The sequence below is a fragment of the Streptomyces amakusaensis genome (assembly GCF_039532665.1).
GTDB classification, from domain to species: Bacteria; Actinomycetota; Actinomycetes; order Streptomycetales; family Streptomycetaceae; genus Streptomyces; species Streptomyces amakusaensis.
Map to the genome: position 1 here is coordinate 30,520 of NZ_BAAASB010000031.1, position 15,281 is coordinate 45,800.

A 15,281-nucleotide genomic window follows, 5' to 3' on the forward strand; every position below is an offset into this window, starting at 1 on the left:
AGGTCTTGCAAGATGCATCGAAAGTCATTGTGGAGCGGAATTAAACATATCACTCCGAGTTTTATTTCACGGGGTGACTTCGAAGGCGTGGAAAGAGTCGAAGTGGAATTCTACAGGCATTTTGGACTGCCCGTTCCAAACTTTTTGCTGATCTTCCGGAAGGTCGATGACATATGTGCTGAATGGTGGCATTGGGGCTCACTCTCGCCCCTTTCGCCCCTCCGAGAAGGTGTTGACAGTCCCAGTCTGATGCGGAGAGGATCTTTTCTGGCTGCGCGGCCCATCAGGCTGCCGTAATGATGAAAACTATTATTGGGGGGCGTTTTCATGTCGACGGAAGGCTTATTCGGGAGAGCCGAGGACGGGTCCGCGGCGAGCGGGTCGGCAGAGGGAATCGCTGCGGTCTGGAAGGAAATACTCGGCGCTGACGCCGATGTGGACGCAGGATTTATCGCCAATGGCGGTGACTCCCTCAAAGCGGTCCTGCTCGCCGACCGGATATTCACATTGACCGGCCAGGAGATCGACTACCTGGAAATCCTGGACGCCCCGGACGCGGCCACTCTCGCACAGGCCGTTCCCCACGGCCGTGAGTAGCGGCACGGCGGACCGGGACGCGGCGTTACCGCCGCTCACCCCGGGCCAGTGCGACCTCTACGCGGCCGACCGCGCCGCCGAGGACCCCGCCACGTACAACTCCGCGCTGTTCCTGCGCGTCGACGGCCCGCTCGACGAGAACCTCCTGCGCACCCGGCTGGCCGGGCTGCTCGCCGCCCACCCCTTACTGGGCGCGCGGGTGACACAGCACCGGGACCGGCTGGTGTTCGCCCCGGCCCGCCGCCCCCCGAAGCTGTTCGTCGCCGACGCCCCGGTCGACCCGGACGGGCCGCTCGCCCGGGCCCGTCTGCGCCGGGAGGCGCTGCGCCCGTTCGACCTCGACGAGGGCCCGCTGCTGCGCGTCGTCCTGGCCCGGCACGGCCCCCGGACGGCGCATCTGTGCCTGATCGCCCATCATCTGGTCGTGGACGAGACGTCCATGGCCCTGCTCGCGCAGTGGCTGCTCGGCGACGCGCCCGGCCTCCCGGCCGAATCCTTCGACCGGTGGTCCCGCGCCACTCACGAACCGCCGCCCGAGCGGCTGGAGCGAGCCGCCGCCCTCGCCCGCGACCTCGCCCCCCGAGTCTCCGCCGCACTGGACTGGGCCCGCACGCCCGGGTCCCGAACCCCCGGGACCCCCGCCGCCCCACCGGCCCCGGCCGGCTCCTCCGGCGACGCGGTGCCCCTGCTGATCCCCGACGCGGTGTGGGACGCCGCGGGCGAACTGGCGGCCGGACTCGGCCTCACCCGCCACTCCCTGATGCTCGCCGCCGCCGGACTGGTCCTGAGCCGGAACAGCGCCACCGCGCGCCCCGTGCTCGGCACCACCGTCTCCCGCCGCACCCCCCGCCACGCGGGGGCCGTCGGCTACTTCAGCGCCACCGTGCCGCTGCGGCTGGACACCGGCGGCACCGGGACCGCCGCCGACTATCTGCGCCGGTCCCACCGGTCCGCCATGGCCGCCTACCGCGACGCCGACCTGCCGCTGTCGGCCGTGCTGCCCCCCGCCGACCGGGCCGGTCTGTCCCTGGTCGTCGTCCCCTGCCGGACCCTGCCCGACCTCGTCACACCCGAGCTGACGGCCCGTCCCCTGCCGGACCCCGGCTTCGGACCCGCCCAGTTCCCGCTCGCCCTCTACCTCCGCCAGGACCTCGGCGGCGAGCGGCGCGGCCTGCTGCGCCACCGGGCGGCCGAGGTCGACGTCGCCGCGGCCGCCCTCTTCTGCCGCCAACTGGAGACCGTCCTCACCGCCATGGCCGAGAACCCGAGCACCCCCCTCGCCCGCCTCTCCGCCACCCCCGCGACCGACGCCGCCGGACCACGGCCCGCCGGCCCCGCCCCGGAGGCCGCCGGAGACGCCGATGCCGGCGCCCGTGCCGACGCCGACCTCGTCTCGCTCTTCGCCGCGCGGGCCGCACGCCTGCCCGACCGCACCGCCGTCGGCTGCGAGGACCGGAGTCTGACCTACCGCGAACTCGACGAACGCGCCACCGCGCTCGCCCGGTCCCTGGCCGGGGCGGGCGTCCGCGCCGACGACCGGGTGGGCGTCTGCCTGCACCCGGGCACCGATCTGATCGTCGCCCTCCTGGCGGTGCTCAAGGCCGGGGCCGCCTATGTGCCCCTCAACCCGGACTACCCGCGCGACCGGCTGGCCTTCGTCGCGAAGGACACCGGACTCACCACCGTGGTGACCGACCGGGACCCGGAACTGCTGCCTCCGCACCTGACCCTGCTCCCCGCCGACGCCGTCCCCGCCGACCCCGGAATCCCGCTGCCCGGACCGGACCCGGAGCGGGTGGCGTACGTCATCCACACCTCCGGCTCGACCGGCACCCCCAAAGGGGTCCTGGTACGGCACCGCAATGTCGCCGCCCTGCTGGCCGCGACGGCCGGGCCGGATGGCTTCGGCCTCGGCGAGGAGGACGTCTGGTCCCTCTTCCACTCCTGCGCCTTCGACTTCTCCGTCTGGGAGATCTGGGGCTGTCTGCTGACCGGCGGCCGTCTGGTCGTCGTACCGCACGGGACCGCCCGCGACCCGGAGGGCTTCCACGCCCTCCTCGCCGCCGAACGCGTCACCGTGCTCAACCAGACGCCCTCCGCGTTCGCCCAGCTCCTCGCCGTGGACGCGAGCGCGCCGGCCCCGCTCGCGGTACGCCTGCTGATCTTCGGCGGCGAACCGCTCGACCCCCGGACGCTGCTGCCCTGGATGGACCGTCACCCGGAGCGCACCTGCCGGGTGGTCAACATGTACGGCATCACCGAGACCACCGTGCACTGCACCTGGCGCGAGCTGACCCGGGCGGACGCCCTCGCCGGGACCCGCTCGGTGGGACGCCCCCTGCCGGGGTGGCGGCTGTATGTGCTGGACGAGGAGGGCCGGCGGACGGCCACCGGAGTCCCCGGCGAGATCCATGTCGCGGGCGACGGCGTCACCGCCGGATACCTCAACCGGCCCGGACTCACCGCCGAACGCTTCCTTCCCGGAAGCTCCGCCGGACTCCCGGAAGAGGTCCTCTACCGCTCCGGCGACCGTGGCCGGATGCTGCCGGACGGCGAGGTGGAGCACCTGGGGCGGCTCGACGACCAGGTCAAGATCCGCGGCCACCGCATCGAACTCGGCGAGATCCGCGGCGCGCTCCTCACCCACCCCGCCGTCACCGCCGCCGCGGCGGTCGTCCGCGACGCCCACGACGCGGCCACCGCGCGGATCGACGCCTACCTGGTCCTCGCCGACACCGCGCCCGACGCCGCCGCGGGCCCCGCCGCGGGCCCCGCGGAACTGCGCCGGTGGCTCGCCGCCGCACTGCCCGCGCACATGCTGCCCGCGACGCTCACCCCGGTGCCCTCGCTGCCGCTGACCGCCAACGGGAAGCTCGACACGGCCCGGTTGCCCGAACCCGTGTACGGCCACGAGGCCGACCCGCCGGAGAAGAGCGCCGGCCCCGGCGGCGAAGCGCCCCCCGAGGATCCGGAGGACGCCGCCGGCCTGCTGGCCCAGGTGTGGCAGCGGCTCCTCGGCGTCCCGGTCGGCCGCGACGACAACTTCTTTGAACTGGGCGGCAACTCGCTGCTCGCGGTGCGGCTCAACACCCTCCAGCGCTCCACCGGCTTCCCGGGTTCCCAGCTCAAGCACATATTCCGCAACCCGACCCCGCGCCGCCTCGCGGCCGTCATCGGTCCGCCCTCCGACGGGCGCGCCCCCCAGGAGGAAGCGTGAGCGAGTACAGCAGGGACGAGGACCCCGGCACGGCCCCGGAGGAGGGAGACGTCGACGTCGCCGTCGTCGGCATGTCGCTGCGCGTGCCCGGCAGCGCGGACCCCCGCGCCTTCTGGACGGCGATCACCGACGGCGTCGTCTCCCTGCCGGCCGCCACCGCGCCCGGGGCCGGGCTGCGCGCGGGACAGCTCGACCGCTTCGACCGGTTCGACGCCGAACTGTTCGGCATGCCGCCCGCCCAGGCCGCCGCCACCGATCCCCAGCACCGGGTCCTCTCCGAACTGGCCTGGGAGGCCCTGGAGGACGCCGGGATCGACCCCGAACGCGCCGAGGGCCGCGTCGGAGTCTTCGTCGGCTGCGGCAGTGAGACGTACTACCGCGACCACGTCCTCAAGGACGAGAGGACCGTGCACGCCCTCGGGGCCGAACAGCTCGCCCTCGGCAACTCCCGCGACTTCCTCGCCACCGGCCTGGCCTACCGCCTCGGCCTGACCGGCCCCGCCATCACCGTGCAGACCGCCTGCTCCACCTCGCTCGTCGCCGTCCACCAGGCGATCCGCAGCCTGCTCACCCACGAGTGCGACATCGCGATAGCGGGCGGGGCCACGGTCCACCCGGAGGCCGAGCAGGGCTACGCGTTCACCGAGGGCGGCATCACCTCGCCCGACGGCCGGTGCCGCGCCTTCACCGAGGGCGCGTCCGGGACCGTGCCCTCCAGTGGCGCCGGCCTCGTGGTGCTGCGCCGGGCCGCCGACCTCCCCGGCACCGGCGAGAGCGCTCGCGCGCACCTGCTGGGCAGCGCCGTCAACAACGACGGGTCCGCCCGTATGAGCCTCACCGCGCCCAGCCCGCGGGGCCAGGCCGAGGTCCTGCGCGAGGCCCTGGACGTCGCCGGGCTGACACCCGGGGACGTCGGCTACGTCGAGACGCACGGCACCGGCACCGCCCTCGGCGACCAGGTCGAACTCGCCGCGCTCGCCGAGGTGTACGGGCAGCGCCCCGCCGGCTCCGTCCTGACCCTGGGGGCGGTGAAGGCGAACATCGGGCACTGCGACTCGGCGGCCGGTGTCATCGGCCTGATCAAGGCGGTCCTCGCGGTCGAGGCGGGCGTGCTGCCGCCGACCCCGGCCCAGCCCGGCGACGGCCCCGACGCACCGCTGGGCCACGCCTCCTTCGAACTGCCCCGCGCCGCCCGGCCCTGGCCCGCCGACCGGCCCCGGACCGCGGGGGTCAGCTCCTTCGGACTCGGCGGCACCAACTGCCACGTACTGCTGTCCGCGCCGCCCCGGGCCGAGGAGGACCGGGCCGGGGAAGACCGGGCCGGGCGGCGCGCGCCGGACCTCGCCGTGCTCTCCGCGGCCACCCCCGAAGCCCTGCGGGACAGAGCCCGCGACCTGGCGGCCTGGCTCGACGCCGAGGGCGCGGAAATCCCCGTGAGCGCGATCACCGGCACCCTGTGGCACCACCGCAGGGCCCTGCCCCAACGGTGGGCCGCCGCCCTGCCCGCCGACCCCGCCGAGGCCCGTGCCCGCCTCCGGGCCCAACTCGCCCCGGCGGCCCGGGACGGCGGTCGCCGCGCCGCGGCCGAGCCGTCGCTCGCCGTCGTACTGCCCGGCCAGGGCGTCGACCTCGCCGGCGCGGGAGCGGGCCTCGCCGCCGGGGACGAGCACTTCGCCGCCGACCTCGCCGACCTCGCCGCCGAGGTGCGCCGGGCCGGCGGACCCGACCTGGCCGACGCCCGGTCCTGGCCCGCCGGGGACCCGCGCCTGGCCGACACCGCCGTCGTCCAGCCCCTGCTGTTCGTCCTCGGACTGGCCGGACTGCGCCAGGCCGAGCGGCACGGCCTCACCCCGGGAGCGCTGCTCGGCCACAGTGTCGGCGAGCTGACCGCCGCCGCCCACGCGGGCGTCTTCTCCCTGCCCGACGCCGTGGCCGCCATCGTGCGCCGGGGCCGCCTCATGGCCGGTGCGGAGCCCGGCGCGATGACCGCGGTACGCGCCGGAGAGGACACCGCCGTACGGCTCGCGGCCGGCCTGGAGGTCGACGTGTGCGTGCTCAACGGGCCGGACAACACCGTCTGCGGCGGCCCCGAGGAGGCCCTGGCCGCCTTCGAGGAGCGCTGCGCCGAGGCCGGGATCCGCGCCACCCGTCTGCCGGTCACCCGCGCCCACCACTCCCGCTCGATGGCCCGCCCCGCGCGGGAGTTCGAGGCGTTCGTCGCCACCCTGCCCCTCTCGAAGCCCGCCGTGCCCATCGTCTCCGGGCTCACCGGAAAGCCGCTCACCGGGGACCAGGCGGTCGACCCCGCCCACTGGGGACGCCAGCTGAGCAACCCGGTCCGCTTCACGGACGCGGTCACCGCGCTGCTCGAAACCGCCCCGGACACGGTCCTCGGCCTGCACCGCGCCCACGCGGCCACCGCGGAGGTCCGCCGGGCCGCCCTCGCCGCGCGGCGCGAGGTCCTCGTCGTCGACGCGTCGGGACGCCAGGGCTCCGACGAGGCCGACGCGTGGCGTGACGCCCTGGCGGCACTGTGGACCGCGGGGCACACACCGCCCGGCCCGGCCCGGCCCGTACGCGCCGTGACGCTGCCGCCCTACCCCTTCGCCGACCACCGCCACTGGATCGCGGCCCCGACGGCCCCGGCCGGCCTCCCGGCCGTCGCGCCCCCGGAGGCTCCGGAGGCCCCGGCCACCCCCGAGTCCGGGACCGGTGCCGAGCCGCCCGGGGACGAGGCGTCGACGGCCGCCGCCGTCCGGGGCATCTGGCAGGACGCCTTCGGCGTCGCCGCGCTCCGCCCCGAGGACAACTTCTTCGACCTCGGCGGCACCTCCCTGCACGCCGCCCACCTGGTCAGCGTCGTCAACGACGCCCTCCTGGTGGAGGTCCGGCTCCAAGACCTGTACGAGAACTCCTCCCTCGCCGGGTTCACCGCCCGGGCCGAGGAACTCGCCGCGCAGCGCGACGACGAAGCCCTGCTGGGGCTGTTGGAGGAGATCGAGAACGAGAACGGACGGCACGCATGAGCGACCTCTCCGCGCGCCTCGACGCGCTGACCCCGGAACAGCGGCACCGGCTGAGCGCGGGACTGCGGGCCCGCCGCGCCGAACAGCTCAGCGCCCCGGCACAACCGCCCGAGCGGCTGCGCCGCAGCGTCTACTTCTTCGCCAGCGCCGACCACGCCTCCGCCGCCGACTACTACGCATTCGTCCTGGAGGCCGCCGCCGCCGCCGACGCCGCGGGCCAGCACGCCGTCTGGTTCCCCGAGCGCCACTTCGCCGACTTCGGCGGCTTCTCACCGAACCCGGCGGTGCTGGCCGCCGCGGTCGCCGCCCGCACCCGCACCGTCCGCATCCGCGCGAACAGCGTCGCCGCCCCCCTGCACCACGCGGCCCGCGTCGCCGAGGAGTGGGCGGTCGTGGACGGACTCTCCGGCGGCCGCGTCGGCCTCTCCTTCGGCAGCGGCTGGCACCCGGACGACTTCGCCCTGGCCCGTGCCGACTACCGGGAGCGGCGCGAGGTCACCGCCCGCACCATCGAGGACGTACGCGCCCTGTGGCGCGGCGAGACCCTGCCGTACCCCTCCACCTCGGGCACCACCACCGAGGCCGCGACCCGCCCCCGGCCCGTCCAGCCGGAACTGCCGGTATGGCTCACCGCCACCGGCACCCCCCAGACCTTCGTCACCGCGGCCAGGGCCGGATACGGAGTGACGACCGCGCTCCTCGGACAGACGCTGCCCGCCCTGCGGGAGAACATCGCCCGCTACCGGCAGGCATGGCGGGACGCCGGACACCCCGGCGAGGGCGACGTCGTGGTCATGGCGCACGCGTACGTCTCCGACCGGCCGGACCTGGAGGACTTCCTCCGCCCGGCCATGCACGCCTACCTGCGGTCCTTCCGCAGACAGACGGGGGACGGCGATGAACCCGTGCTCCTGGAGAACGCCTATCTGGGCTTCCTGACGGGCCCCTCGCTGCTCGGCACCCCGGCCAAGGCCCGAGCCGTCCTCGCCGACCTGGCCGAGGCGGGCGCCGACGAGGTCGGCTGCCTGATCGACTTCGGGCTCCCGGCCGCCGACGTCCTGGCGGCGCTGCCCGCCCTCTTCCATCTCGGCGCCCCGGCCGCGGAGAGGACCGCATGAGCACCCCCGCCGACCGCCGGCTGACGGACCGGCTCGCCCGGCTCAGCCCCGCCCAGCGCGCCGCGCTCACCGACCGGCTCGCCGCCCGCGGCGGCCCGGCGCTCCGCCCCAGGCCGGGACCGCGGGACCGGTTCCCGCTCGGCATGGACCAGGAACGCCTGTGGATCCTCGACCAGCTCGACCCGGGGACCACCACCTACACCCTCGGCTACGGGCTGCGCGTACTCGGAGCCTTCGACCCGGAGCTCCTCCAACGCGCCGCGGACCGCCTGGTCGCCCGCCACGACCTGCTGCGCTCCGGGGCCGAGTCCGAGGACGGCCGCCCCTGGCTGCGGGTGCACCCCGACCGGCGGGCGGACTTCGGCCACACCGACCTGACGGCGGGCGACACCGCCCCCGTCCCCGCCGACGAGACCGAGCGCCGCCGCCAGGAGTTCATCGCCGCGCAGGTCCGCCGCCCCTTCGACCTCGCCGCCGACCCGGTGCTGCGCCTCGCGGTGGCCAAGGTCGCCGAGAACGACCACCAGATCGTCGAGACCATGCCGCACTCCTTCGTCGACCAGTGGTCGTACGTGCGCCTCAACGAGGAACTCCTGGAGCACTACCGGGCCCTGGCCGAGGGGCGCGCGTCCCGGGTCGCCGAGATGCCGGTGCAGTTCGGTGACTGGGCGCACTGGCAGCGCGAACGCTTCGCGGGCCCGGAGGGCGACCGCCACCGGGCATTCTGGCGGACCTTCCTGGACGGCGTTCCCGACCACCTCGCCCTGCCCTACGACCACAGCCCCGACACCGCCGACCACACCGGCGAGCACCACACCTTCCTCCTCGACGGGGCCGTCGCCGCGGCCTTCTTCAGCCGCGCGCGCGAGGCCCGCACCACCCCGGCCACGGCGATGACCGCCGCGTACGCCGCCCTCCTGTACGAGCGCACCGGACAGCGCGACCTGGTGATCGGCGTCCCCACCGCCACCCGGAGCGAGCCGGGGGCGGCACCGCTGATCGGGTTTCTGCTGACCAGCATCCCGGTGCGGATCCGGCTCCCCGAACACCCGACCCCGCAGGACGTGCTCGCGGCCACGGCCGCTGCCGCCGCCGCCGTGGCCGACCACCGAGAAGTGCCCTTCGGGGAGATCGTCGAGGCCGTCGCCCCCGACCGCTCCGCCACCCGGTACCCGCTGCTCCAGACCATGCTGGTGCAGCTCGACCTCGACGACTCGCAGGCCCTGGAACTCCCCGGCGCGGAGGTGTACGCCAACGCCGTGCCCGAGGGCATCTCCACCATGGACCTGACCACCGCCTGGTGGCGCGCCGGGGAGGTCGTCTACGGGCGCATCGAGTACCGGACGGCGCTGTTCGAGCGCGCCACCGTCGCCGCCCTGGCCGACCGCCTCCTCCAGATCGTCGAGCAGTTCGCCCACCGCCCCGACGAGCCGCTGCGGCGGCCCGTCCCGCCGCCGCCCGTGCCCCCGGCCCCGCTCCTCGGCCACGGCCTCGAAGCGGCCCCCGCGACCGGCGGACCCGCCGCCGGGACGCTGGAGCGGGTCACCGACGCCTGGAGCGAGGTCCTCGGGGCCGAACCCGCCGGCTCCGACGCGGTGTTCTTCACCAGCGGCGGCACCTCGCTGCTCGCCGTCCGGCTCGCCCACCGGCTGCGCGGCGACGGCTTCGCCGTCACCCTCAAGGACGTCTTCACCCACCCCACCCCGGCCGGACTCGCCCGCGCCCTCCGCCGCGCCGCCCCGGCACAGGAGAGCGCGCCCGTCCCGCCGGCCGGGCCGCTCGGCCCGGAACAGGAGATGCTCCTCAGCCGCGGCCTGACCCGGGTGGAGGACTTCGCGCACAGCCACGTCCTCACCGCGGACGGCCCCCTGGACCCGGAACGCCTGCGGCGGGCCGTCCTGGAGACGGTGCGCGCCCACCCGGCGCTGACCACCGCCGTGCGCCCCGACGACGCCCTCGGCCACCGGCTCGTGCCCGGCGCGGACTGGCACTGGTCGGCGGAGCCCGCCGGAACCGACCCGGCGCGGGTGGTGGAGGCCCAGCGGGCCGTCTTCGACCGCGCCGCCGGGCCGCTGTTCGCCGTCAGCCATCTGCCCGGCGCGCCCGGCGAGGGGGACCGGGTCGTCCTCGGCGCGAACCACCTGGTCGTGGACGGCATGTCCTGGGGCGTCCTCGTCGCCGACCTGGCCGCCGCCTACCGGGGCCGCCCCCCGGCGGCCGAACGCGCCGGGTACGCCGAACACGCCGCCGTCGTCCGCGCCCTGGACCCCGCGCCGCACGCCGCGTACTGGCGGGCCCAGCTGGCCGGGGCCGGCCCCTTCCGCTGGCGGCTGGCGGGCCCCAACACCTACGCGGGGGAGCGGTCGCTGGAGGTGTCCGTACCGCTGCCGCCGGACGGCCACGCCACGCTGCGCGCCGCGGCCCTGGTCTCCGTCGCCCGCGCGCTGCGCCCCTGGGCCCCGCACGAGCAGCCCTCGGTGTGGCTGATCGGTCTGGGCCGCGACCCGCTGGCCGCGCTGCCCGACTGGGACCCGGAGCGGGCCGTCGGCTTCTACTCGGCCGCCCACCCCTTCCGGGTGCCGCTCACCGGCGGCCGGGCCGGGGACGACCTGCGGGCCACGGCCGCCGCGCTGCGCGCGATCCCCGACTCCGGCAAGACGTTCGGACTGCTGGGCTGTGCCGCCGACCCCGCCCTGCGCGCGGAGTTCGCCGCCGTCGAGCGCCCCCGGGTGATCGTGAACCACCTGGGCGAGCTGGCCGACCCCGCCGGCGGCTCGGCCGGCCCCTTCGTCTCCTCGGCGCAGACCGCCGCCACCGGCAACGCCGGGGTGGAGCGCGAGGTGGACGTCGACGTGGCGGTCGGAGTGCGCGACGGCCGCACCGTGCTGCGCTGGCTGTACAACCCCGAGGCCGTCGACGAGACCGCCGTCCGGGCCGCCGCCGAGACGGCGGCCCGCGAACTGAGCGGCCTGTTCGAGGAGGCGCCGGGGACCCGGGAGCCGGGGACCCAAGAACCGGACGGTGTTCCGGGTGTGACAGGAGTGACTGAGGAAACGATGGAACGTCTTTTCGCGCGGCTCAGCCGGGAGCGACGCGACCGCCGGGGGGAACAGGCATGACCGAGACCACCGCGACCGCCGGGCCGAGACGCCGCCCGCTCGTCGCCCTGCTGACGGCCCAGTACCTGTCGGCCTTCGGCAACGCCATCACGATCGTGACGGTCCCCCTGTACGTCCTGCACACCACCGGATCGACCGCCACCACCGGCCTCGCCGGCTTCATCGGAGCCCTGCCGCTCATCTTCGCGGGAGCCGTCGGCGGCGTGCTGGTCGACCGGTTCGGCGGACGCAGACTGAGCGTGCTGTCCGACCTCTTCGCGGGAATCCTGGTCCTGCTCATCCCGCTCCTGGACGCCACCACGGGACTGCCCATCCCGCTGCTGCTCGCCCTGCTCTTCGCCCGCACGGTCGTGGCGACCCCCGCCACCGCCGCCCGGATGACACTGCTCAAACCCGTCATCGAAGACGCCGGGGCCCGGCTGGAGAGCGTGAACTCCTGGTACCAGGCGGCCCCCCGGCTCGGCCTGGTGGCCGGCGCGCCGCTGGCCGGTGTGCTGATCGCGGCCAGCGGCTCGGCCGTCGGCATGTACGTCGACGCCGCCACCTTCCTCGTCGCCGCCGCGCTCGTCGCCTTCGCGGTACCGGTCGCCGAGCCCAGGAAGTCCCGCGCCGCCAAGACGGACGGCCCCGGCTTCATCGGCGAACTGCGCGAGGGCCTCGCGCTCATCAGGACCATGCCGGTGATCGGCGCGATGACCGCGTTCGTCGTCGTCACCAACTTCCTCGACGACGCCTTCACCCCGCTCTTCCTGCCGGTCTACGCCCAGGACGTGCTGCACAGCAGCGCGGCCCTGGGCTGGTTCCTCGGCGCGGTCGGCATCGGGGCCATCGTCGGGACCTTCCTCTACGGCCCCGCCAGCCGGAACATCCTCTCCAACCGCCGCTACACCCTCTTCGGCTGCTTCGCGGTGGTCGCCCTGCTGCGGATGTCGCTCTACTTCGAGCCCGGCGCCGTCGGGGTGACGGTGATCTGCTTCCTGGTCGGCGTGGCCGGCGGACCGCTCAACCCGATGCTCTCCACGGTCATGCTCGAACGCGTCCCCGAGGAGCTGCGCGGCCGGGTCTTCGGCCTCACCGGGGCCATGGCCCTCACCTCCGCCCCGCTCGGCGTGCTGACCGCCGGATGGCTGGTGGACCTGTCCGGGCTGCGCGTGCCGATGCTCTGCTTCTCCCTCGTCTACCTCGTCCTGATCGCCGTCAGCTGGCGGTGGCCCTCCCTGCGCGCCATGGACGAACGGCCCGGCGAGCCGGAGCGGGACACGAAGACCCCGCCCGACACGGACCCGGAGCCCAGCCCGGGCGAGGGGGCGACCGTCCGATGACCGGGACGCACCCGACCGCCGGCGCCCTCGAAGGGCGTACGGCCGTGATCACCGGGGCCGCGCGGGGAGCCGGGCGCGCCTGCGCGCTCGCCTTCGCCGCCCAGGGCGCCGACCTGGTCCTGCTCGACGTCGCCGCACCGGTGCCCGGCGTCCCCTACCCGATGGGCTCCCGGAGCCAGCTCGACCACACCGCCGACGTCTGCCGCCGCCACGGGGCCGACGTCCTCACCGCCGCCGTCGACGTCCGGGACCTGGCCGCCCTGACCGAGCTGCGCGAGCGGGCCCACGACCGCTTCGGCGCGCCCCACGTCCTCGTCAACAACGCGGGCATCGTGGCCCCCTCCGGGAAGCCGGTGCACGAGACGGCCGAGGCGGACTGGCAGCTCATGCTGGACGTCGACCTCGGCGGGGCCTGGCGCGCCACCAAGGTGTTCGCCCCCGCCATGGTCGAACGCCGCGCCGGGAGCATCGTCAACATCGCCTCCACCGCAGGCCTGGTGGGCTACCGCAACTTCGCCGGATACGTCGCGGCCAAGCACGGACTGGTCGGCCTGACCAGGGCCAGCGCCCTCGACTACGCCTCGTACGGGGTGCGCGTCAACGCGGTGTGCCCCGGCAACATCCGCGACGAACCCGCCATGGACGGCCGGATGCTCTCCGAGGTCGCCCGGGCGCTCGACATCCCCCTGGCCGGGCACGAGGAGCTGTTCACCGCCGACCAGCCGATGAACACCCTGGTCGACCCGGCCGACGTGGCGGCCGCCGCGCTCTGGCTCGCCGGCGACGCCTCCCGGCGCGTCACCGGCACCACCCTGACCGTCGACGCGGGCTACTCGGCCCGGTGACGCCCGTGGACACCGTGGACACCTCCCCCGAGCCCCCGGCCGAACGGCGCGCCGCCACCGCGACGGAACGCCAGTTCTGGTTCGCCGAACGGATCGCCCCCGGCGCCCCCGCCTGGCGGGTGCTCAGCACCGTACGCGTCGAAGGCCCCCCGGACCGGACGGCACTCGCCGCCGCCGCGGCGCGGGTGGTCGCCCGCCACCCCGCGCTGCGGTCGGTCTTCGCCCCCGAGAAGGGCGAGCTGTGGCGCACGACCGTGCCGCCCGTCCCGCCGCCGCTGCTGGAACTCCCCCCGGGCACCGGCTTCGACGCGGCTGCCCGCGAGCTGGCCGGGACCGGCCTCCTCGACCCCGCCGCCGGACGCCATGTGGTCCTCGCGCTCACCGAGGACCCCGGCCCCGCCCCCGGTGCCACCCTCTACGTCCTCACCCACCATCTGGTGTACGACGGACTCTCCCACGAGGTGTTCACCGCCGACCTCGCCCGCGCCCACGCCCTCGTCCTCGCCGGGGAACCCGGCCCCGCCCCGCTCGCGAGCCCGGCCGCCGAACCCCCGGACGCCGGACGCCGGGCCGAACTCGCCGCCCACTGGCGCAGCGCCCTCGACGGCCTGCCCGAGCTGCCGGGCGAGGGCGACGGGCCGACCCAGCGCGAACTGGCCCGTGCCGAGCCGCGCTCCCTGACCGTCCGATTCCCCGACGGGGCGGGCGCGGCGGCGCGCGAGGCGGGCCGCCGGCTGGCCTGCCCGCCGTTCGCCGTGCTGTTCACGGCGTACACCCAGGCCCTGTACGACCTGTGCGGGGCCGAGGACTTCTGCGTCGGCACCCCGGTGGCCACCCGGACCCCGGAGCTCACGGACGCGATCGGCTGTCTGCTGACCACACTGCCGGTCCGGATCCGGCGGCCCGCCGGGCCCGCCGCGTGCGAGCGCCTCTGGCAGACCTTCACCGAGGCCCTGTTCCACCTGGACCTGCCGCAGGACGAACTGATCCGCGCGGTGCGCACCCGCCCGGGGCGGCGGATGCCGCTGTACCAGGCCCTGTTCGCGTACGAGAGCTGGCAGCGCCCCGTCCACGACGCCGGCCCGGTGCGCCTGCGCACCGAACCCGTGGTGCCGCTCGGCGCGCAGGCCGAGATCCTGTTCCAGCTGAACGAGCTGCCCGGCCACCGGCTGGAGGGGGTGCTCCAGGCCCCCGCCGACGGGTTCTGGGCGGAGCGCCTGGCGGGCCTCGCGGACGCCGTCCCCCGCAGGCTCGCCCTGCTGACCGGGGCGGAGAAGCCCGCTTCGCCCCCTGCCGGACCGCTCCACCGCGCCACCACGACGAGCACCGAGGAGAACGCCCGATGACACGAGTGATGTGTCTGCCGTACGCCGGAGCGGGCGCGGGGGTCTACCGCCCCTGGAAGGAGCTGGCCACCGGCCGGGCGCGCGCCGTGCCCGTCCAGCTCCCGGGGCGGGAGGAGGAGTACTCCGCGCCCCGCTACACCTCCTTCCACCAGTGCGTCGCCGATGTCGCCCGCCGTGTCGCGGAAGCCGCCGCCGGGGAACCCTTCGTGATCTTCGGCCACAGCTTCGGCGCGCTGCTCGCCTTCGAGGCCGCCCGCCACCTTCACGAGACCGGGGGGCCGCTGCCCGGGCGGCTGATCGTCAGCGGGGCGCGCAGCCCCCGCCACCGCGGCTACACCGCCCTCAGCGAGGACGACGAGGAGGCCGTCGGCGCGCTGAAGAAGGACAGCCTGCGCGGCTTCGAAGCGCTCGACCACCCCGAGCTGCGCGCCCTGCTGCTGCCCACACTGCGCTCCGACATCCGGCTCCTGGAGCAGTACGGCGACTACCGGCCCCGGGAACTCGACCCCCTGCCGATCCCCCTCACCGCGCTGCGCGGGGCGGGGGACACCGTGGCCACCGCGGAGGGGGTCGCCGACTGGAAGACCTTCACCACCGCGGAGTACGCCGAGTTCGAGCTGCCCGGCGGCCATCTCTATCTGCTGGACTCCATGCCGGAACTGTGGCGCGTCATCGAGGAGCAGCTGTGACC

General features: G+C 75.4%; 9 protein-coding genes. All 9 read left to right on the forward strand.

Going from position 1 to position 15,281, the window contains the following annotated elements:
* The first annotated feature begins 327 nt into the window (after positions 1 to 327).
* Genes ABD371_RS33630 through ABD371_RS33670 form a run of 9 tightly spaced genes read left to right on the forward strand, consistent with a single transcriptional unit; the run spans position 328 to position 15,279 of the window.
* Complete coding sequence (locus tag ABD371_RS33630) at positions 328 to 597, forward strand: phosphopantetheine-binding protein (RefSeq protein ID WP_344485775.1); 270 nt, start codon at positions 328 to 330, stop codon at positions 595 to 597.
* The gene (locus ABD371_RS33635; RefSeq protein WP_344485778.1) at positions 590 to 3,814 is read left to right on the forward strand and encodes a non-ribosomal peptide synthetase; all 3,225 of its coding nucleotides are present in this window, start codon (positions 590 to 592) and stop codon (positions 3,812 to 3,814) included. The genes ABD371_RS33630 and ABD371_RS33635 overlap by 8 nt, the downstream gene beginning before the upstream one ends.
* Positions 3,811 to 6,840, forward strand: a complete 3,030-nt coding sequence (locus ABD371_RS33640) for a type I polyketide synthase (RefSeq protein ID WP_344485781.1) — start codon at positions 3,811 to 3,813, stop codon at positions 6,838 to 6,840. Before ABD371_RS33635 ends, ABD371_RS33640 begins: the two co-directional genes overlap by 4 nt.
* The gene (locus tag ABD371_RS33645; RefSeq protein WP_344485784.1) at positions 6,837 to 7,958 is read left to right on the forward strand and encodes a MupA/Atu3671 family FMN-dependent luciferase-like monooxygenase; all 1,122 of its coding nucleotides are present in this window, start codon (positions 6,837 to 6,839) and stop codon (positions 7,956 to 7,958) included. The genes ABD371_RS33640 and ABD371_RS33645 overlap by 4 nt, the downstream gene beginning before the upstream one ends.
* Positions 7,955 to 11,077: a condensation domain-containing protein gene (locus ABD371_RS33650; protein ID WP_344485787.1), complete on the forward strand. Its 3,123-nt coding sequence runs from the start codon at positions 7,955 to 7,957 to the stop codon at positions 11,075 to 11,077. The genes ABD371_RS33645 and ABD371_RS33650 overlap by 4 nt, the downstream gene beginning before the upstream one ends.
* A complete protein-coding gene (locus tag ABD371_RS33655) occupies positions 11,074 to 12,399 on the forward strand; it encodes an MFS transporter (RefSeq protein WP_344485790.1) in 1,326 nt (441 codons plus the stop codon). The genes ABD371_RS33650 and ABD371_RS33655 overlap by 4 nt, the downstream gene beginning before the upstream one ends.
* Positions 12,396 to 13,244 carry an SDR family oxidoreductase gene (locus ABD371_RS33660; protein ID WP_344485793.1) on the forward strand — a complete coding sequence of 283 codons (849 nt, stop codon included), beginning with the start codon at positions 12,396 to 12,398 and terminating at the stop codon, positions 13,242 to 13,244. Before ABD371_RS33655 ends, ABD371_RS33660 begins: the two co-directional genes overlap by 4 nt.
* Positions 13,241 to 14,590 (forward strand): condensation domain-containing protein, encoded by a 1,350-nt coding sequence (locus ABD371_RS33665; RefSeq protein WP_344485796.1) that lies wholly within the window; start codon positions 13,241 to 13,243, stop codon positions 14,588 to 14,590. The genes ABD371_RS33660 and ABD371_RS33665 overlap by 4 nt, the downstream gene beginning before the upstream one ends.
* A complete protein-coding gene (locus ABD371_RS33670; protein ID WP_344485799.1) occupies positions 14,587 to 15,279 on the forward strand; it encodes a thioesterase II family protein in 693 nt (230 codons plus the stop codon). The genes ABD371_RS33665 and ABD371_RS33670 overlap by 4 nt, the downstream gene beginning before the upstream one ends.
* Positions 15,280 to 15,281 lie beyond the last annotated feature (2 nt).